The following is a 20,400-nucleotide window of genomic DNA, read 5'->3' as shown; positions in this document are numbered from 1 at the left end:
GAGTTCTTTAATTCTTGAGCCAGAACCGCCGCGTCCTCACTCGAGACTTAATGTCCCTCCTGTCCACAAGGTATCCAACCGCATAGCACGGTCCGACCTCTTGATCGTTTTTGGGGATTGCCGCAGGAAAACCGCGAAGAGATTGTTGGTAACGCTCTGAACGTTATTACAAATCAAATTAGCCCCGTTAAAAGTAAAACTAAATTAACCATCCCAACTGCGCAATCATAACTGTTCCGTGACGTTTTCGGGTGTGGATAAGTTTAAAGATAAATAAAAACAAATAGTTATGGTGTAGATGGGTCCCGTGATGGAGCAGCTCGTCACGTGAGCAGGCGAGTCACGAGTGTTTCCGTGTTGAATAAGTGCTGTAAATTCAAAGAATTGCACTTAGTATTTCTGTAATTTATTGTGATATAAAAAAAATTTATGGATTATATTTGCAGCGTTGGTGCCTTTATCTAATTGTAAATAAAAGAGAAAATGAGTTACACCTACTGTAAATAGTGCCAAGTAACCTTTACGGCAGCTTTTAGCCGTGGGAAGCAGGTGTGGGGAAACACTAGGTCGTCTCTCGTTTGGTTAGGAGAAAAAATTTGACCAATTGGTATAAAGAGACCTTCTGGAGTTATAATTAGTTTTTATCCTGTGAAATTTCCAGTTGACGTTTCCGTAACGTGAAGCTACATCAGCGGCCAATGAGGTTTGGTTAATCGAATTTAATTATTCGGCCGAACCCAAATAATCCAGACAACATCTGGGATATTGTGCACGTTGGCTCCATCTGGACCTTCGACTTCACTACATAATCGCCTGTCGTCATGAACGCTGGCGAAGACCTTGTGGCGCGGGCGTTTGCGTGACATGCGAAGGAGTGGATTTTCCGCTCCTCAGCGTTGCGCAATGGACAACCGCAACAAGCCGGCCCCCCACTGATACCGGCTTGATACGACCCATCGGCCGCAAGACTGCAGCACCGGAAAGACCTCTTTCCGGTGCTGTTTTGTTTCTGGGGAAAGGGGCTGCGAGCAAAAAAAGCCACGGACCTGCCGTGGCTCAACTTTGATTGTTGGAAGTTTCAGCTACATGTTCGGGTAGTTGGGCCCGCCGGCTCCTTCTGGTACGGTCCAGGTAATGTTGCCGTTCGGGTCCTTGATGTCACACGTCTTGCAGTGGACGCAATTCTGCGAATTGATTTGGAACCTCGGGGCGTCTTCACCTTCTTCCACCCATTCATAAACGCCGGCCGGGCAGTAACGGTTTGAGGGGCCGGCAAAAATGTCGTGCTCGGAAGACTTCTGCAGAACGTCATCCTTCACCTTCAGGTGGATCGGCTGGTCTTCCTCGTGATTGGTATTGGATAGGAACACAGACGAAAGTTTGTCGAAGGAAATCACGCCGTCTGGCTTCGGATAGTCAATCTTCTTGCAGTCCTTGGCCGGTTTCAGCGTCTCGGAGTCTTTTTTGCCGTGTTTCATTGTTCCAAAGAAGGAAAAACCGAACAACTCGTTGGTCCACATGTCCAGGCCACCAAGGCTTATTCCAAGCCAGGTTCCGAATTTCGACCAGAGCGGTTTTGCGTTGCGCACCTTTTTCAGATCGTCGCCGATAGGGCTGTTGCGCCAAGCCGTATCGTAATTTGTCAATTCTGAATGGGATTCTCCACGCCCGATGGCAGACATCACTTCTTCGGCGGCCAGCATTCCGGACAGCATCGCGTTGTGCGAACCCTTGATCCTGGGCACATTGACGAGACCAGCTGAACATCCCATCAAAAGGCCACCTGGAAATGACATCTTCGGCACGGACTGATAGCCGCCTTCCGTAATCGCACGCGCACCATAGGAAATACGTTTGCCGCCCTCAAAGGTTTCACAAATGGCAGGGTGCGTTTTGAAGCGCTGGAATTCATCAAACGGTGAAAGCCACGGATTTTCGTAGTTGAGATGAACCACAAAACCGACCGCCACCTGGTTGTCTTCCAGATGATAGAGGAACGAGCCTCCTCCGGTCTTGCCGTCCAACGGCCATCCAAATGAGTGCTGCACCAGGCCTGGCCGATGTTTCGACGGGTCAACCTGCCATAGTTCCTTGATGCCGATACCGAATTTGGCTACGTCGCTATCTTTGTCGAGATCGAATTTCTCGATCAGCTGCTTGGCGAGCGATCCGCGCGCGCCTTCTCCGATCAGCGTATATTTGCCTCTGAGTTCCATACCGCGGGTGAACATGGCATTCGGTTTTCCATCGCGGCCAATACCCATGTCGCCAGTGGCAACACCGACGACGTTTCCTTTGTCGTCGTAAAGCAATTCTGCAGCGGCGAAACCGGGATAAATTTCCACGCCAAGAGCTTCAGCTTTTTCAGCAAGCCAACGGCAAACATTGCCAAGCGAAACAATGTAGTTGCCATGGTTGCCCATGAGTTTGGGCATGAACATATTTGGCAGACGCATTGAACCGGCCGGGCCGAGCACCAGGAAGTGGTCTGCTGTTACGGGCGTCTTGATGGGCGTGTCCTCGTCGCGCCATTCCGGAAGAAGCTTATCCAGTGCGATTGGGTCGATTACAGCGCCCGACAAAATATGAGCGCCAACTTCCGATCCTTTTTCCAGGACCACGACACTCAATTCCTCGCCCTTTTCGTTGGCGAGCTGTTTCAGCCTGATCGCAGCTGCAAGACCTGCCGGGCCTGCGCCCACAATCACGACATCGACATCCATGCTCTCGCGTTCGCCAAGCACGTCTTGTTCGCTCATCTTTTTCTCCCTCCGCCCAAAAGGGGCACGGCTACGCCCATAACGCCCTTTTGCCTCATTTTGCAGCGCAAAACACGACAATTTTTGTCTTTAAGAGGCAATTTGAGTTCAGTTCACTCCATTTGAGGCCCAGATAGACCAAAGCAGGGTCTGGGCGTCAAGAGTGGAAAGTAACGTTTACGTAAACGTAATATACAATTCTATCGTCGAGACTGTGCATACTCGTTGGATAACGATGGCCGGGCAGCGAAGTGGGGCCAGGCGCTCTTGCTCTGTTGCGCTCGCTGACTAAACTCGGCCGCCAGAGGTAATGGTAGTGCAGCAAAACCCAATCGACACGTCTCACTTGGAAGCCCTATTGGATTTTTACTCCAGTGCGGGCGTGGACTGTTTTATGGGTGATACGCCACTTGATTGGTACGAGTTGACCAGCAAGCAGGCAGAGCAGTTTCGGCAAACGAAGGCAGAGACAGCTCCGTCAAGTGTTTCACCCTCAGCGGTTGTTGCAGAGCGACAGAGGGACACGCGCCACGCCCAAGCGCCAATAACTCCGGCTGCACCTGCGGCAAAGCAGAGTGAACAGCTTGCTGCGGTGCTGCCTGATGCTCAAATTGTCGCGGCGGCCAGGGATATCGCTGCATCCGCAACATCTCTTGAAGAGTTGCGTGCATGTCTGGAAGCCTTTGACGGGTGCAATTTGAAACTAACAGCCAAGACCCTTGTGTTTGCCGATGGTCACCCTGATGCGAGGTTGATGTTCGTCGGCGAGGCACCTGGGCGGGATGAGGATTTGCAGGGCAAGCCCTTTGTGGGCCGGTCTGGACAGCTTCTTGATCGCATGCTTGACGCGATCGGTATGGAGCGATCGTCAACATATATCGCCAATGTCGTGCCTTGGCGCCCGCCTGGCAACCGGACGCCCACGCCGCAGGAAACCGAGATCTGCAAACCGTTTATTAAACGGCAAATCGAACTTGTGAACCCGGATGTCCTCGTGTTTCTCGGCGCAGCCTCAGCCAAGACCTTGCTTGGCGTTCAAGATGGTATTCGCAAGATGCGTGGTCGGTGGATGGCATATCCTGGTAGCGGCAAGGAAATTGCGGCGATCGCCACATATCATCCGGCATATCTGCTTCGCAGCCCACTGGAGAAACGTCTTTCGTGGCGGGATTTTCTGGCGATCAGACAGAGCCTGAAAAAATAAAGTGCTCGTTCAGGTTCGGTTTGCGACCTTCCCTAGGTAATTCTTCTAGTCGTAAGTCGGCCAAGTGTATCAATTTGAAATCAACTTGAGGGATACACAGTAGGATTCTCCTTTTCGTCGTAATTTGCAAAGTTTAACTGTCGGGTTCGTGGAAACATTTAGACCCTGTTAAATCGGATATGACCTAATATTTGACACTTGAAACTCTTCCGCCCGCGCGCGGCATGCTCGTGCGCCAGGACCAGGGAGGGCACGTTGTCCGAGACAGTCAAAGACGGTCGTGAAATCACGGGTCAGCCGGTTCTTGTTCTCGATTTCGACACGCTCGCGTGTGAGGAAACCACCGCGTCGAAATTCAACAAGTCCGGCTGTGAGATCCGCTCCGGCAAGTTGACCGAAATCGGTCAATTGGTAGGAATTCGCCTTGCTGACATGGAGCAGATGATCAAAGGCCGTGTCGAGAAGGTCGAAGACGGCAGTGTTTATGTGTCCTTCAAGGTCGAAGACAAGAGCAAGGTCGAAAAGCGCAGAGAGCCGCGCAAGTCGGTATCTATTCCGGCTTGGGTCAGTGGACACAAGTTTGATGATGGCGTCAGATGCGACATCGTCGACGCCAGCAAGTCCGGGTGTCGATTGTCGAGCACAGGCCTTGAAGCTCTGCCTGAAAACATCAAACTGCAGATTGCCGGCCTCGATATGCCGGTCAAAGGTGAAATTGTCTGGCGAAACTCCAGCTTTGCAGGTGTGAAGCTGACCTGGCAATTTGCCAATGGCGGGGACATAACCGAAACCCGCATCAAGCCTCCTGACCTCGCTGGAAAGGCAGGCGTGAAAGACAAACCCAAGAGCAATTCAAGTGGATTTGGCGTCAAGCGCCGTAAGGAGGCGGATTGAAACTTTTTCGTCCCTCAATCGGTTTCGGGAAAGAGGGCTTAAAGCCTACCTGCTGAACCTGAAACGCAGAGTTTGAAATCGGAAAAAGAGAGCCTGTGCCAGGCTGGCAAGAGTGTGTTAACCCCCTGCGTTAACTCAGAATTCAGTTACGAACCTGTAAGATCCCTGTCAATATTGCGGGGGATAAATTGAACAACTTGGCCATTGCGACGAACGCTGCGGAAGGGATGTCCGCACTGATCGTCGATCTTGCAGATATGTCTTGTTTCGAAGTCGCTGCTCGCGAGTTGACGGATGACGGCTGCTGGATCGTTTCCGACAAGGTTGATCTTCTGAAAGAAGAAGTCGGGCTCCGCATTGACGGATTCGACAAGCTATTGCATGGCTCAGTCATTGCCTATGGCGACAATGAAGCGCAGATCTCCTTTGTGGTCAACAAACCCGCCTCAGAAGACAAGCGCCGCGAGATCCGTCGCCCGGTCTGGATCACCGCCATTGTTTGCGGCAAAACCAACCCGGTTTCAATGAAATGCCGGATTGTGGATGCCAGCCGGTCTGGCTGTCGCCTCGAAGGGGAACATCTCACACGTCTGCCTGACAACATCGACATATCCATACCCGGTCTGGATTTGCCGGTCGCGGGACGGATAGTGTGGCACAAGAATGGTCAGGCAGGCGTTCAACTCAGTTGGCCATTTGCCACTGAAACAGTTCCGCAACCGAATGAGCTGATCCAAAAACTTCGGGAAGAAAAAGCCACGCCAAAACCGAAACCGGTTCGAAAAAAGAAGATCAGTGCCTTCGGGGCATGAGCATACATTGATCATTGGTTGATACCGGTCGGCCGATTTTCCCGGTATCGCAGCCTTTGAAAGTCCGGCCCCGATACATATATCGGAAAGAGTTTGTGAACTCTGTCAGGACTTATTACGCGTGCTTTCTTCTCTTCGCCGCTATCTCCCCAAACGTTTCCGAAACGAAAAACTGGTTGTTCCGGTCGTCCGACTTCAAGGGGCCATCGGTATGAACAGCCCGATGCGCACTGGCCTTTCTCTCGCAACAGCCGCGTTGCCGTTGGAAAAAGCCTTTTCGATCAAGAAAGCTCCCGCCGTCGCGATAATTGTGAATTCGCCTGGTGGGTCTCCTGTCCAGTCCCGGCTCATATTCAAGCGCATTCGCGATCTTGCAAAGGAAAATGAAAAGGAAGTCCTGGTTTTTGTTGAGGATGTCGCCGCTAGCGGTGGCTACATGATTTCGCTTGCTGGTGATGAGATCTTTGTTGACCCCTCTTCGATCGTCGGCTCCATCGGCGTTGTCGCGGCCGGCTTCGGTTTCACGGAACTGATCAAGAAGGTGGGCGTTGATCGCCGGGTTTATACCGCTGGGGAAAAGAAAGTCACGCTTGATCCCTTCCAGCCCGAGGTGCCGGAGGACATTGAATATCTGAAGACACTTCAACAGGAAATCCATGACACCTTTATCGACATCGTCAAGTCGCGCCGAGGTGACATTCTGACGGACGATCCGGACTTGTTCACCGGCAAGTTCTGGACAGGGCGGAAAGCGGTCGAACTCGGCCTGGTCGATGGAATCGGCGATTTGCGCAGCGTAATCAGGGATCGATATGGCGACAAAGCCGAGCCGAAGCTCGTGGCAGCGCCAAGAGGACTGTTCGGCAGGAAAGCCGGATTGGGTGTCGCTCTGTCAGGCAAGTCTTTGACGGAAGGTCTTGGACAGGACCTTATTGCCGCCGTTGAGGACCGGGCGCTCTGGATGCGCTATGGCCTTTAAAAAGGCACAATACGGATGTGATCTTCCGGTCGAGAAGGGGAACAGAAGATGACGGAATTGATTGGTGTGGCGGCATTGGCCGTTGGTGGCTATTGGATTGTGCAACGGGTCAAGCGCAAGATGGCCGAAGTTGAAAATCAGATCTCCAAAGCAGCTGCCAACGCAGATCCCAACGGACGTGGAACCAAGCTGGTGCTTGATCCGGTCAGTGGCAAATACCGGCCTGGCAATTGAAGTAAGCAGGCGGAGCGAAGTGCCCCGCCCACAATTTGTTTTGACATTATTTGGCTGCTGAAGCGACAAACAGCCCCCAGCGCGCGGAGTTTGTTCGGGCAGTTGACCTGAGAACGGCCACCGTCAGCAAAAGCAGCAGACATTCGGCTGCTGGACCGGCAAGCCATATGCCGACCTCCCCGAAATACTGCGGCAATATGAACAACAGCGGCAGAAAGAAAAGATAGGGCTTGATCAGACTGATCAATGCAGCGCGTCCGGCATCGCCAAGAGCCTGGAAATAGGCCGCAATAACGAAGAATGGTCCAGTTACCAGCATCATCGCAATGTTGATCGGCATGATCCTGTCCAACTCCCCAACTATCCTTGCATCCTCGACAAACAGGAAACCTATTTGCCGGGCAAAAAACGTCAGCAAAACCTGGGCACCAAGGCAATAGAAGAACGCAGTTAGGAGCCCAAGGCGTAGTGTGTTGTCCGACCGTTGCCACTTTTCGGCACCATAGTTGTTGCCGATCATGGCTTGCAGCGCCTGGGTCAAACCCAGGAGAGGCAAGAACACAAACGTCATGATACGGGTCATGAGACCGAATGCGGCGACAGTGGCTTCGTAGCCTTCAGTTCCGAAATGCTGAAGGGAGGCGAAGGTTGCGGCCGATCCAAGGGCAATTCCTGCAAAGTTCAGGCTTTGCGGAGCACCGAGTTTGAGGATTGAAACCCAGTGCGCGGTGAGTGGATGATTGCGAAGGACCTGAGGTTTCAAGACGCTATTGGAGCGTAATCGAAACCCAATCACGAAAACAAACGCCAACATTTGCGCAAGCGCAGTTCCATAGGCAGTTCCGGCAACGCCAAAGTCCAACACGGCAACCAGCAGAAAATTGAACGCAATGTTGGATAGCGAGACAAAGAGACTGACACCCGCCATCTGAATGACATATCCCTCGCACCTCAAGGCATCTGATTGCACAGACAGTACAAACAGGAGGGGCGAGGTCCATATTGTGATCGCAAGATAAATATGGGCCATCCGGGCAATCGGCTCAGACCCCTCTGCAGCCACAAGGATGAGCGGGTATCCGATCATTGTGAAAAGGAAAAGCGCCGTCGCACCTGCGAGCAGGGACAGGCCGTGAGCGCCAACAAAAACGCCTTGAGCGAGGGGTATCCGCTCACCACCGAGTGCACGGGCGAGGACACTGGACATTCCGCCCGAAATGAGCGTCGCTGCTGCGACGAGCAGCATGTAGGCCGGAAACATCAAGGTGACGGCGCTAAGCGCTTCCGGCCCGACAAAGTGGCCAAGAAACATAGCATCGGCAACGGTCAGAAGTCCGTTTGTGCTCATGACCAGAATGATTGGTAAGGCAGTCTTCAAAAGAGTGGGGACAAGTGGTCCTTGCGTAAACGCATTGGTCTGGGACATGTCGGCTGACATTCCGTTCTCCAAAATCTAGCGCTTCACTTGAGAGGGGGAGCTCGCATTGCCGCCTGCACGAAACGCGTGGAGGAACGAAAGTCTTCTGTTCCAGATCTTCACCTGGACATCAAGTCCGCGAGCAGCTGGCGCCTGGAGCCGGACCCGTTGGTAATTTGTCCGTCGGGAACCGTCAACCCTCAGGAGGAGTGGGCTGACTGTTTCTCCATAAATGCGGTGCTGCGCTCACCTTGACCTTGCGGTCACATCGTGGCACCTCTCGCACCGCATCGGCAGGACGTCCTGCCGCCAAAAGCCTCTTGCGGAATGAATACCCATGTCGACAGAAACCGTGCCGGCGCACATGCGCCCGGAAAATTCCTTTCAAGGCCTGATCCTGACATTGCAGCGTTTCTGGGCGGACCAGGGCTGCGTTGTTCTGCAGCCCTATGACATGGAAGTCGGCGCAGGAACGTTTCATCCGGCAACCACATTGCGCTCGCTTGGACCAAGGCCCTGGAAAGCTGCCTATGTACAGCCTTCGCGCCGGCCGACCGATGGTCGTTACGGTGAAAACCCGAACAGGCTGCAACACTATTACCAGTTTCAGGTTATCCTCAAACCGTCTCCTGACAATCTGCAGCAACTGTACCTGGACTCGCTTTATGCTATCGGGCTCGATCCCAAGGTGCATGACATCCGCTTTGTCGAGGACGACTGGGAAAGTCCGACGCTGGGCGCATGGGGGCTTGGGTGGGAGTGCTGGTGCGACGGCATGGAAGTCTCTCAGTTCACCTATTTCCAACAGGTTGCCGGTTTCGAATGTTCGCCAGTCTCCGGGGAGCTGACCTATGGTCTGGAGCGCCTCGCGATGTATATTCAGGGCGTCGATAACGTCTACGAGCTGAATTACAACGGCATGGAAGGCGACGAAAAAGTCACCTATGGCGATGTCTTTCTTCAGGCGGAACAGGAATACTCCCGGCACAATTTCGAACATGCTGATACGGAAATGCTGTTCCGGCACTTCAAGGACGCGGAAACGGAATGCCGTTCGCTACTCGATGCAGGCGCGAAGGCCCGTGAGGAGGCCGGAGCCAATGTTCACCAGGTCGTGCTGCCGGCCTATGATCAGTGCATCAAGGCAAGTCATGCCTTCAATCTTCTTGACGCACGCGGCGTTATTTCCGTGACGGAGCGCCAAAGCTACATTTTGCGTGTTCGTGAATTGGCCAAGGCATGCGGTGCTGCCTTTCTGGAAACAGAAGCCGGCGGCGTCGGATATCACAACCAGGCTGCCGAATAGCGTCGTTCTACGGTTGCAAGGCAGGGCATTGTGACCGGGCAGAAAGGTCTCCCTGTGTTCTGGCCAGCTCGTTGGCAGCTTCATATGAAGGTGCCGAATAGGGGCCGCTTGCCGTCAACAGAAAGCAGCGGCGTCCTTCCGGGCCCTTCACTCCGCGTGATGACAATCCGTGTCGCAACGGATAGCCTCCGCGAGACTTTTTAGGAGGTTTTGATATGGCCTGGTTTTTTCTGGCGCTTTTGATCGCGCTGTCTGTACTTGTCATTTTTCTCTACAACGCGCTCGTGAAAAAGCGCCAGATGGTAGAGGAAGGCTGGAGTGGTATCGAAGTCCAGCTCAAGCGCCGCAGCAATCTTGTTCCAAATCTTGTCGAGACGGTAAAGGGCTATGCCTCCCATGAACAGGAAACGCTTGACGCGGTAACACAATTGCGCACGAGCATAAGCTCAATTCCAGCAGATAACATCGCAGGCCGGGCAAAGGCGGAAGGCGAACTTACAAAAGCGCTGGGGCGTTTGTTTGCTGTCGCGGAAGCCTATCCTGACCTGAAGGCGAGCCAGAACTTCACTGATTTGCATCAGTCGCTGGATGAGATCGAGAACGCCATTCAAATGGCACGCCGGTATTACAACGGTGCGGTCAGGGGCTTGAATGTCGCTGTTGAAAGTTTCCCGTCAAACCTGATCGCCAGCCAGTTCAAGTTCGACAAGGCTGAATATTTTGAAATCGAAGACGATGCCGAACGTTCGGTTCCCAAGGTTACGTTCTGAACCGTGGGAAGGATGATGAAGAGCCTCATTGCATCTGGTCTTGCATGGGTCGGGCTTCTTGTTGCAATGGCGAGTGCCGGTGCGGACGAGAGAATTCTGAACTATGTCTCAGACATAGAAGTTGCAGCCAGCGGCGCGTTGACCGTCACTGAAACCATTACGGTGCAGGCCGAAGGTGACCAGATCAAGCGCGGTATTTTCCGGGATATCCCACTGACTGCCAAGAGCGCAGGAGGGCGCAGCTACAGGGTCGGTTTCAAGTTGCTTTCCGTATTGCAGGACGGGCGTGCAGCAGCGCATTTTACCAAGGAGAATGGAGCCGGGGTCCGGATCTATATCGGTGAAGAGAGCATCCTGCTAAGGCCTGGAACCTATACCTATACGATCCAGTACGAGACTGACCGGCAGATACGCTTTTTCTCATCTCATGATGAGCTCTATTGGAACGTTACCGGCAACGAATGGGCATTTCCAATTGACAAGGCATCGGCACGCGTCGTTTTGCCTGAAGGGATAAGGGTTACCGACTGGACAGGTTACACCGGTTTCTTCGGAGCAACTGGACAAGACTTTTCGGCGCAGCCTGAAGATAATGGCCGCGCAGTTGTTTTCAGCACGACACGCCCGCTTTCGCCAGAAGAAGGTTTGACGGTGGTGGTGACCATGCCAGTCGGGTCGATCACGCAGCCAACCGGTACCCGGAAGCTGTTGCAGCTTGCCAGCGATTTCAGGATCGAGCTGATAGGCGGTGCGGGCGTGTTGCTGGTTTGGCTGTATTACCTTTGGGCCTGGCTCAGGGCAGGGCGTGATCCGGCAAAGGGCGTTATCTTTCCCAGATTCAAACCACCGGCAGGAATGTCTCCTGCGCTTGCGAGATATGTCTTTAAGCGCGGCTTCAGCGGTGGTTGGGTCGCGTTGTCTGCGGCCTGCCTCAATTTGGCAGTGAAGAGGCGTTTGAAGCTTGATGACAGCGACGGAGACATGACGATTTCGCTGATTTCAGAGGGATCGGAAGGCCGAAAGCCAGGTGAAGGTCTGCCAAGGGGGGAGGCGGCTCTTGAAAGGTGGCTACATCGCAGAGGCGACCCACTTACGCTGAATGAGCGGAATGGCAAATCGATCCAGTTGCTCGGCAGCACATTTACAAATGCCATAACTTCCGAGAACCACAACGTCTATTTCAGGAACAATGGCGGCTACCTTATTCCCGGCATCCTCCTCAGCCTTCTCACCATTGCAGGCCTTTTTGTGTTTGTTCCGGTCGCAGAGAACGAGCGGGAATTCCTGATCCTGCTGCTTTTCTTCTCTGTATTTGCCACCGCATTTGCCGCGGTCATCGGATTGCTCATCCTGCAAGGTGCCCGGTTGATCTGGAGATTGATGCTCACCTTCGCGCTTTTGAGCGTGGCTCTTTTTGGCGCATCGCTTTTGGCGGGTCTTGTGACAGGCGCATTGAGCACCATGCAGGCCGTTCCCGTTGTTGTTGGGATCTTGATCTCAGGGAACATTCTATTCTTCTCCATTATCGGTGCTCCAACACGTCACGGCCGAGCCATACTCGATGAAATCGAAGGGTTGCGGCTCTATCTCACGGTCGCTGAAAAAGACCGTCTCAACATGACTGGCGTTCCGGATATGAGCACCGTTCATTTTGAAACTCTCTTGCCCTACGCGGTTGCGCTGGACGTTGAAAAACCCTGGGCCGAAGCGTTTGAAAGCTGGCTTGCGAGTGCAGCTGGTTCGGCCGCCTCCGCGTCCTATAACCCTCATTGGTATTCCGGCAGTTCCTTCGATGCCCGCGACATTTCAAGGAGTGTCGGAGCAACTGCAAGCGCAATGGCAGGATCCTTCCAGTCCTCATTGCCTGCCCCTTCTTCATCGAGTTCGGGTTCATCCGGCGGGTCGTCGGGCGGCGGTGGCGGCGGCGGGGGTGGCGGAGGCTGGTAGCCGAACTTGACTCCACCTCTACAGAGGTTTGAATGAAACTCGATCTCGGGCCGTCAGGTCTAATAGCTGTGCAGGGAATGCAATGACTGGGGACGCGCTGTCATTCGACGAATTCGTAAGTTTCAATCTGGCAATTCTGGTCTATTTCCTGGGCGTCAGACTGAACAAGAAAATCCCGTTTTTGCGCCACTATAATATTCCGGAACCGGTCTCCGGCGGACTGTTGGTCGCAATGCTGGCGCTGATTGTCTATCTCGCCTTCGGCAAGGAAATCGGGTTTTCGCTGCAGTCCAGAGATTATCTGTTGTTTGTCTTCTTCACCGCAATTGGACTGAATGCGCGGTTTACCGATTTGGCCAAGGGTGGCAAACCGTTGCTGATTTTGCTGTTCCTGACCGTCGGCTACATGTTGCTGCAAAATGCAGTTGGGACGGGGATCGCAGCTGCGCTCGGGCTTCCCACAGGGTTCGGATTGCTGGGTGGCACAATCTCGCTTGTCGGCGGGCACGGCACGGCAATTGCCTGGGGTCCGAAATTGGTTGAGGACTACGGTGTCATGGGAGCCGTTGAAATCGGCGCGGCGACAGCCACACTGGGTCTCATTGCGGCAAGCTTGCTTGGCGGTCCGGTCGGCAACTATCTGATTGAACGAAAAGGCGCAAAGCCTGATCCGAACCGGCCTGAAGAAGCGCCGATGATCGGTATCGAAACCGAACGGGAAGCGGTAGCACAGGTTACGCACACGGGACTGATGCGCTCCTTGCTTGTCTTGAACATTGCCATCGCTTTGGGCGTTGGTCTGCAGGAAGCACTGGTGACCGGGATCGGTCTTGATTTGCCGATTTTTGTTTGCTGCCTTTTTTGCGGCATCGTTCTATCCAATACAGTGCCTTTGGTATTCAAGAACATGACCTGGCCGGCCAGAAGCCAGTCACTGGCAGTCCTCTCGGACCTGGCGCTGGGCATATTCCTGACCATGTCGCTCATGAGCTTGCAACTCTGGACAATTGCAGGTCTTGCCGGACCGATGATGCTTATTCTCGCAACGCAGATTGTGGTGGCCGCGCTCTTCATCATTCTGGTGGTCTATCCGATGATGGGGCGGAACTACAATGCAGCCGTATTGGGAGCAGGCTTTGCCGGTTTCGCTCTTGGTGCGACACCAACGGCGATTGCCAACATGACAGCTGTAACAAAACGCTATGGCCCAGCCACCCAAGCGTTTTTGATCCTGCCACTGGTGTCAGCATTCTTCGTCGACCTTGCAAATGCAGCGATCATTATCCTGTTCTTGGGTGGATGACTTCCAAGGCCGCTATGCGCAAGGCCTCGCAAAAAAGAGGCCAGGCTCAGGCTGCGCTCGTTTTGCTGGTGAACGGCAATCGTCCGTCGATTTGCGAGTCCAGCAGCGACGCAGCATCTTCAGCGGTGACTGCAGCTGCGTAGAGGAACCCCTGGCCGTAGTGACAGCCATTGGAGTTGAGGGCCTCGTGGACATCCGTTTCCTCCACGCCCTCGGCGACCGCATCGATATCGAGCCCCTTTGAGAGCACTAGAATTGCTTCAACGATCGCAGCGCATTGCTTGTCCGTGAGCATCCTCTCGGTGAAGGACTTGTCGATCTTCACTTTTTGGATGGGGAAATCACGCAAATAACTCAGACTGGAGTGCCCGGCTCCGAAATCATCCAGGGCAATGGAGACGCCGGTCTCGGTCAGTTCCCCGAGTATCCGCTTTGCTGCCTCAGGATTTTTCACCAAAGATGTTTCCGTGATTTCCAGGACGAGGCTCTTGGGTGGATAACCCGAGGCCTGGAGTATCGACTGAATCTGATCCGGCAAGGCGGGGTCCTGCAACTGCACGGGAGAAAGATTGAAAGAGAGGTAGAGGTCTTTCGGCCAGGTTGTTGCGACACTACAGGCTTCGGCAAGCAAGTGTTGTGTCAGCTCCGAGATGATCCCGCAGTCTTCGGCAATTGGAATGAACTGCAGTGGCGGAACTTTTCCAAAGTCCGCATCTGTCCATCTGGCCAGCGCCTCAAAGCCGGCAATACGGCCGGAAGTCATGTCCAGAATAGGCTGATAATGGACTTTGACTTCCTTGTCGGCGATTGCCTTGCGCAAGCGCTGTTCCAGAAGCGTACGGTGCAGGATGGATGCATCCATGTCGACTTCGAAAAAACGATAAGTCGAACGGCCCGACGACTTGGCCCGGTAGAGCGCAATGTCAGCCCTGCGCAACAACTCCGTGATGGCGTGCCCATCATGCGGATAAAGAGCAATGCCAATGCCGGACCCTATTGAGATCTGCCGTTCGCCAAATTCAAACCGGTCGTTGATGCGCGTCAGGAGCCGGCGCGCGAAGCCTGCCGCTTCCGACTTGTCCTTGAAGACTGGCGAAACAATTGCAAACTCATCGCCGCCGAGACGGGCAACAATTCCATCCTTGCCGAGCGTTTCTGCCAGCCGGTCCGCAAAGCTGCGGAGCAGCGTGTCACCGAACGCATGCCCATAGACATCGTTGATGGGTTTGAACCCATCCAGATCCAGCATCATGATTGCGCGGAAACTGTCCGGCTTAAGATCCCTGCTGAGGTCGCTGAAAGCCTCCAGCAGCCTACGGCGGTTGGGAAGCCCGGTCAGGGGATCGTGCTGTGCAAGGGCCAGAGCTTCGCTATGTGCGGAGGAACGCGCTTTCAATTCTTTGCGCAGTCGGCGTGTTGCCCAGGTTCCTACAGCTAGCCCCACGAAGGCGACGGCCAAAAGTGAGCTGGTGATGACTTTCAGGAGAAATTGATCGTTGTTTGTTTCCGTGTTGAAAAAAATATCCGGAAAAATTTGCAGGAAGACAAAACTCGCAAGTACAAGTGCAAGTAATACAACCATTGATCGTGCCAGGTAACGGTTGTCCGCAACTTCTCGTTTTATCACCTGAGGGGCCTCAATACATCAAATTCTTTAATGCAGCTCGAGTTTCACATGCATTTCTTGAAGAAGAGTGAAGCATTTAAATGGAATCGACCAATGCTCGTCAGAAGTACTTAGGATACGTTTGCCGGGAAAAGGGGTGACAAGAGGCTGCTGTCTTGCTAACGGACGCTCACACATGTCCGGTGATGTCTCACCAATGCCAAAGGTCCGAAATTCCATGCCCGATCTTCTGCTTGAGCTTTTCAGCGAAGAAATCCCAGCCCGTATGCAACGTAAGGCGGCTGAAGACCTGAAATCTCTCGTGACCAATGCCCTGGTGGAAGCTGGCTTGCCCTATGAAGGCGCCAAGGCATTTTCGACTCCTCGCCGGCTGGCTTTACATGTGGCCGGTGTCCCGGTCGGGTCGAAAGCGACGCGTGAAGAACGCAAGGGACCGCGCGTCGGTGCGCCGGAAAAGGCATTGGAAGGCTTTCTGCGTGGAGCGGGATTGTCTTCTATTGATCAGGCCTCTGTTCACAATGACCCGAAGAAAGGCGACTTTTACGTTGCCGTCATTGAAAAGCCCGGCCGGACCGCGCTCGACATCATTGGCGACTTCATGCCGGGTCTTTTGCGAAATTTCCCGTGGCCGAAGTCCATGCGTTGGGGAACAAAACCGACGCGTTGGGTCCGGCCTTTGCATTCGATCGTTGCAACATTTGGTCCTGAAACGGAAGAACCGGATGTTGTGCGCTTCGAATTTGACGGCATTCAATCCAGCCAGACCACACGTGGCCATCGCTTTTTGGCTGACAAATCGTTCGATGTACGCCGGTTCGACGACTATGCGACGGGCCTTGAAAAGCACAAGGTGGTTCTGGAGGCTGATCGCCGCAAAGAGATTATTCTCAACGACGCCAAGGACCGGGCACTGGCACTGGGGCTGGACCTCGTTGAAGACCCGGGACTTCTGGAAGAAGTTGCAGGGCTCGTCGAGTGGCCTGTTGTACTGACAGGCAGTTTCGACGAAGCCTTTTTGGAAATTCCAGACGAGTGTATCCAGCTTACAATCAAGGTGAACCAGAAATGCTTCGTCATGAGGGATCCGGGAACGGGACGGCTGGCAAACAAATTTGTGCTGGTTTCCAACATTGTTGCTGAGGATGGCGGCAAGCTGATTGTTGCAGGCAATGAAAAGGTCATTCGAGCGCGCTTGTCGGACGCCAGATTCTTCTGGGAGACCGATCTGAAATCCAGGCTCTCGGACAATTTGCCGAAGCTGGGAGAAGTCAAGTTTCATGAAAAGCTGGGCAGCGTCGGAGATCGGGTCAGGCGACTGATGACCTTGTCATCTCAGCTTGCGCCGATTGTCGGAGCCGACGAAAGCAGAGCAAAGCGGGGTGCGGAACTGGCGAAGGCCGATCTTGTATCGCAAATGGTGTTCGAGTTTCCAGAGCTTCAAGGACTGATGGGGCGCTACTACGCGGAAGCGCAAGGGGAGGATGCATCGGTTGCTGCGGCAATCGAGGAGCACTACAAGCCGCAGGGCCCAAGCGACACGGTACCGATGGACCCGGTGGCGATTGCTGTCGCCCTTGCGGAAAAGCTCGACCTGCTCGCCGGTTTCTGGGCGATCGATGAGAAGCCAACCGGATCCAAGGATCCTTATGCGCTTCGTCGTGCTGCTCTCGGTGTCATCAGAATTGTGTTGGAGAACGGCATTCGCGTTAGGCTTGGCGAAGCAATCCGGTCAGCAGCTGATTTGCATTCCGTCTCGATCAGTGACCCTGAAGGTATGACAGAAGACCTGCTGGCGTTTCTCGGTGACAGACTGAAAGTACACCTGAAGGACGAAGGTGCACGACATGACCTTATCGATGCGGTCTTCGCGCTCGAAGGCCGCGACGACTTGTTGATGGTGGTCAAACGCGTCGAGGCGCTGGGGAAATTCATTTCCTCCGACGATGGTACCAACCTGCTTGCAGGGTATAAACGTGCGGTGAACATTCTACGCGCAGAAGAGAAGAAGGACGGAGCGCCGGTTGCTGGAAAACCGCATGCCGACCATCTTCAGGAACAGGCCGAGATCGACCTGGCTGCCGCCATTGGCACCGCCCGTGCCGATGCGGCGGAAGCCGTTGGGCGTGAGGATTTCGAAGGTGCCATGGAAGCGCTCTCCCGACTGCGTGCACCGGTTGACAGGTTCTTTGAAGATATTCTGGTCAATGCGGAAGACAAAGTCTTGAGAACCAACCGTTTGCAGCTGCTCGCCGAGATCAGGGACTCGACGCACGTCGTCGCGGACTTCTCAAAAGTAGCGGGTTAAATTCGCCGAGACTGACAATGGAAAAGGCGGGCCTTGGCCCGCCTTTCCTTATTCTGCAGCTTCCTGTGCCAGCCGCTGCACCGGTTTTTCCTCGATGGGCCAATGGATGATCGCCGCAAAAATGCCAAGGACGATGCCGCACCACCAGATCGCATCGTAAGACCCCGTCTCATCGTAGAGTTTGCCGCCCAGCCAAACGCCCAGGAAAGAGCCGATCTGGTGAGACAGGAAGACAAAGCCGAACAAGGTTGCCATGTAACGGGGACCGAACATCACGGCGACGAGCCCTGATGTCGGCGGGATCGTGGACAGCCAAAGCAGCCCCATGACGCCGGCGAAAACCAACACCGAAAACGGTGTGATCGGCAGCATGATGAAGACAAATATCGCAATGGAGCGTCCGATATAGATCAGCGACAGGAAGATCGGCTTCGAATAGCGTCCTCCTATGTAACCGGCTGCCAAAGATCCCACGATGTTGCACAGTCCAATGAGCGCAATAGCGGTCGCACCCCACGCCGGGTCCAGTCCGAGATCGGCAATATATGGTGGCAGATGCACGGTGATGAACGCAACGTGGAAACCACAGACAAAGAAGCCGATTGTCAGCAAGATGAAACCACGCGTCCGGAAGGCTTCGGCCACTGCGGCGCTCAGCTTCTGATCATTTGCCGGGTTTTGTTCTTTCGGAAGATCCGATTTGCCGCGTAAGGCAATTGCCAAAAGTGGGACAAGCGCGACCAGGCCTGCGAAGACAAGCAATGTCTGCTGCCAGCCGATATTCGCTATCAACGCCCCGCCAAGCGGTGCGAACAGGAACTGTCCGAGCGAGCCTGAAGCTGTTCCGATCCCGAATGCCAGGGACCTTTGCTCAGGCGACACGGCGCGGCCGAATGCGGCCAGTACAAGCGAGAAGGACGAAAACGCAATGCCGAGGCCGATCAGGACACCAGCTGATACATGGAGTGCGACGGCACTTTGAGCATCTATCATCATCAGCAGGCCGCTGGCATAAAGCAGTGCACCGAAGGTCATTGTTTTCCAGGTGCCAAAGCGATCCGACATCATGCCCGCGACCGGCTGAGCTATGCCCCACATGAGGTTCTGAATGGCAATGGCCAGGGCGAATATTTCTCTGCTCCAGTCGCGTGCTTCCGTCATGGGCTGGAAAAAAAGACCCATGGCCGAACGCGGACCGAAAGAGAGCAGGGCAATCAGGCAACCGCAAGCAATGATCAGCGGAACATTGGGACCCGGCCGGGGCAAGCTGGACGTGGCGGACATGGACACCTCATATCGTGAATTTACGATAGGGTAAGTGAGGGGGCGGTCATCGCAAAACGCGTATTTTTGATCGATTGATCAACAAGCCGAATGTGTTCTGAAATGGACACCTTCGGTCCGACAGGTGTTTAGCTGGCTACTTGTCCTAACGTCAGAGTTGTCGTTAACGCCCTGAAATCTAACGGAAATGAATCTAAGTTCTAATTTTTAAGGAAAAACGATGGATTTGAGTGAAAAATAGGCCTATATAAACTCTGAAAGAGCAAAAGGGTCAGGGTCTTCGTGCCCGTTTTCTTTTGCGCGATATATGCTCAGTCTGAGTATAATACAAAGCGGGCAGAAATGCTGATGCAAGACCCGCGCATTAGGGAGGTCGCCATGACCATCGCCCAGACATCTGCACCGGTCGGAACCCCGATCGCCAATGGAACGACAGCATTGGAGCGTTACGGCAAGATCGAGCGCCCTGATCTGAGCTATACGCCCGAGGTCGCGAAGGTGACCGCGCCGATCTATGAAAAGGTCAAGCACATCATCCCGGCCATTGAGTGGCCGGCACTGGCGCCGACTATTCATGCGATCAACCAGCTCAAGAAGCAGCGCAACGCTGTTATTCTCGCACACAACTACATGACACCAGATATCTTTCACGGGGTTGCGGACATTGTAGGTGACAGCCTGCAGCTGGCGATCGAGGCGACGCGCACGGACGCGGATGTGATCGTTCAATGCGGTGTGCATTTCATGGCCGAGACTTCCAAGATCCTCAGCCCGGAAAAAACCGTTCTGATCCCGGATATGCGTGCCGGCTGTTCGCTTGCTGAATCCATCACCGGTGCGGATGTGCGCGCGCTTCGGGAACGCAATCCCGGTGTACCCATCATCACTTACGTGAACACGTCCGCAGACGTGAAAGCTGAATGCGACATCTGCTGCACGTCATCCAACGCGCTTCAGGTTGTCGAGAGTTTTGGTGTCGACAAGGTATTTCTGATTCCGGACAAATACCTGGCAGCCAATGTCGGGAACAAGACCGATGTGGAAGTCCTCGTCTGGGATGGCGCTTGTGAAGTCCATGAACGCTTCACCGCCGAGGAACTGCGTGACTATCGCAAGATCGAACCGAATGTGAAGATCATTGCGCACCCGGAATGCCCTCCGGAGGTCGTCGCCGAGGCTGATTTTGCAGGTTCCACGGCACACATGATCGACTGGGTGAAAACCCGGCAACCGGAAAAGGTCATGATGATCACCGAGTGTTCCATGGCTGACAATGTTGCCAGCGAAACGCCTGAGGTGGATTTCATTCGTCCGTGCAACTTGTGCCCTCACATGAAACGGATCACTTTGGACAAGATCCTGGAATCTTTGCTGGAGATGAAGGAAGAAGTCGTTGTGGACCCGGCGATCGCTCAAAGAGCGCGAACCGCGGTTGAACGGATGATCAACTTGAAAATCTGACCTGCTTCGGTCTAAACCGCATAAAGCGTTCTGCTCAGGATCGGTCGGTGTAACAAGCGACGGCCGATCCGGAAGCTTTTCGGGCCAAGCCCATTCTG

General features: G+C 54.0%; 15 protein-coding genes. 11 read left to right on the top strand and 4 right to left on the bottom strand.

Annotation, left to right across the window (positions count from 1 at the left end; translation table 11 throughout):
- Positions 1-1,082: 1,082 nt before the first annotated feature.
- Positions 1,083-2,759: an electron transfer flavoprotein-ubiquinone oxidoreductase gene (locus FIV00_RS23625; RefSeq protein ID WP_152503052.1), complete on the bottom strand. Its 1,677-nt coding sequence runs from the start codon at positions 2,757-2,759 to the stop codon at positions 1,083-1,085.
- 310 nt (positions 2,760-3,069) lie between these two features.
- Here FIV00_RS23625 and FIV00_RS23620 point away from each other — a divergent pair, with 310 nt between their 5' ends.
- The 5 genes from FIV00_RS23620 (at position 3,070) to FIV00_RS23600 (ending at position 6,882) form a co-directional block, all read left to right on the top strand.
- Positions 3,070-3,963, top strand: coding sequence for a uracil-DNA glycosylase family protein (locus tag FIV00_RS23620; protein ID WP_152503051.1), 894 nt, complete (start codon positions 3,070-3,072; stop codon positions 3,961-3,963).
- A gap of 255 nt (positions 3,964-4,218) precedes the next feature.
- Positions 4,219-4,857, top strand: coding sequence for a PilZ domain-containing protein (locus FIV00_RS23615; RefSeq protein ID WP_152503050.1), 639 nt, complete (start codon positions 4,219-4,221; stop codon positions 4,855-4,857).
- Between the two features lie 188 nt (positions 4,858-5,045).
- Positions 5,046-5,669 carry a PilZ domain-containing protein gene (locus tag FIV00_RS23610; protein WP_152503049.1) on the top strand — a complete coding sequence of 208 codons (624 nt, stop codon included), beginning with the start codon at positions 5,046-5,048 and terminating at the stop codon, positions 5,667-5,669.
- A 121-nt stretch (positions 5,670-5,790) separates the two neighbouring features.
- Positions 5,791-6,648, top strand: a complete 858-nt coding sequence (locus tag FIV00_RS23605) for a S49 family peptidase (protein ID WP_152503048.1) — start codon at positions 5,791-5,793, stop codon at positions 6,646-6,648.
- 48 nt (positions 6,649-6,696) lie between these two features.
- Positions 6,697-6,882: a hypothetical protein gene (locus FIV00_RS23600; RefSeq protein WP_152503047.1), complete on the top strand. Its 186-nt coding sequence runs from the start codon at positions 6,697-6,699 to the stop codon at positions 6,880-6,882.
- A 46-nt stretch (positions 6,883-6,928) separates the two neighbouring features.
- On the opposite strand, the gene FIV00_RS23595 is transcribed toward FIV00_RS23600, so the two are convergent.
- Complete coding sequence (locus FIV00_RS23595) at positions 6,929-8,320, bottom strand: MATE family efflux transporter (RefSeq protein WP_152503046.1); 1,392 nt, start codon at positions 8,318-8,320, stop codon at positions 6,929-6,931.
- A gap of 343 nt (positions 8,321-8,663) precedes the next feature.
- Between FIV00_RS23595 and FIV00_RS23590 the strand changes: the two genes are divergently transcribed.
- The 4 genes from FIV00_RS23590 (at position 8,664) to gltS (ending at position 13,625) form a co-directional block, all read left to right on the top strand.
- Positions 8,664-9,605 carry a glycine--tRNA ligase subunit alpha gene (locus tag FIV00_RS23590; RefSeq protein ID WP_152504412.1) on the top strand — a complete coding sequence of 314 codons (942 nt, stop codon included), beginning with the start codon at positions 8,664-8,666 and terminating at the stop codon, positions 9,603-9,605.
- Positions 9,606-9,820: 215 nt separating this feature from the next.
- On the top strand, positions 9,821-10,375 hold the full coding sequence (locus tag FIV00_RS23585; RefSeq protein ID WP_152503045.1) for a LemA family protein: 555 nt from the start codon (positions 9,821-9,823) through the stop codon (positions 10,373-10,375).
- A 12-nt stretch (positions 10,376-10,387) separates the two neighbouring features.
- Positions 10,388-12,322, top strand: a complete 1,935-nt coding sequence (locus FIV00_RS23580; protein ID WP_247649275.1) for a DUF2207 domain-containing protein — start codon at positions 10,388-10,390, stop codon at positions 12,320-12,322.
- Between the two features lie 82 nt (positions 12,323-12,404).
- Positions 12,405-13,625 carry a sodium/glutamate symporter gene (gene gltS / locus FIV00_RS23575; protein ID WP_152503044.1) on the top strand — a complete coding sequence of 407 codons (1,221 nt, stop codon included), beginning with the start codon at positions 12,405-12,407 and terminating at the stop codon, positions 13,623-13,625.
- 46 nt (positions 13,626-13,671) lie between these two features.
- Here gltS and FIV00_RS23570 read toward each other — a convergent pair whose 3' ends face one another.
- A complete protein-coding gene (locus FIV00_RS23570) occupies positions 13,672-15,207 on the bottom strand; it encodes a bifunctional diguanylate cyclase/phosphodiesterase (RefSeq protein ID WP_152503043.1) in 1,536 nt (511 codons plus the stop codon).
- 262 nt (positions 15,208-15,469) lie between these two features.
- Between FIV00_RS23570 and glyS the strand changes: the two genes are divergently transcribed.
- A complete protein-coding gene (gene glyS / locus FIV00_RS23565) occupies positions 15,470-17,557 on the top strand; it encodes a glycine--tRNA ligase subunit beta (protein ID WP_152504410.1) in 2,088 nt (695 codons plus the stop codon).
- A gap of 48 nt (positions 17,558-17,605) precedes the next feature.
- Here glyS and FIV00_RS23560 read toward each other — a convergent pair whose 3' ends face one another.
- Positions 17,606-18,841 (bottom strand): MFS transporter, encoded by a 1,236-nt coding sequence (locus FIV00_RS23560; protein ID WP_152503042.1) that lies wholly within the window; start codon positions 18,839-18,841, stop codon positions 17,606-17,608.
- A 378-nt stretch (positions 18,842-19,219) separates the two neighbouring features.
- Between FIV00_RS23560 and nadA the strand changes: the two genes are divergently transcribed.
- Entirely contained in the window at positions 19,220-20,302 is a 1,083-nt protein-coding gene (gene nadA, locus FIV00_RS23555) for a quinolinate synthase NadA (RefSeq protein ID WP_152503041.1), read from the top strand.
- The last annotated feature ends 98 nt before the right edge of the window (positions 20,303-20,400 follow it).

Source organism: Labrenzia sp. THAF82 (genome assembly GCF_009363435.1).
In the GTDB taxonomy this organism is placed as follows: Bacteria; Pseudomonadota; Alphaproteobacteria; order Rhizobiales; family Stappiaceae; genus Roseibium; species Roseibium porphyridii.
Note: the sequence above shows the minus strand (reverse complement) of the source record. Positions and strands in the feature narration are given on the sequence as shown.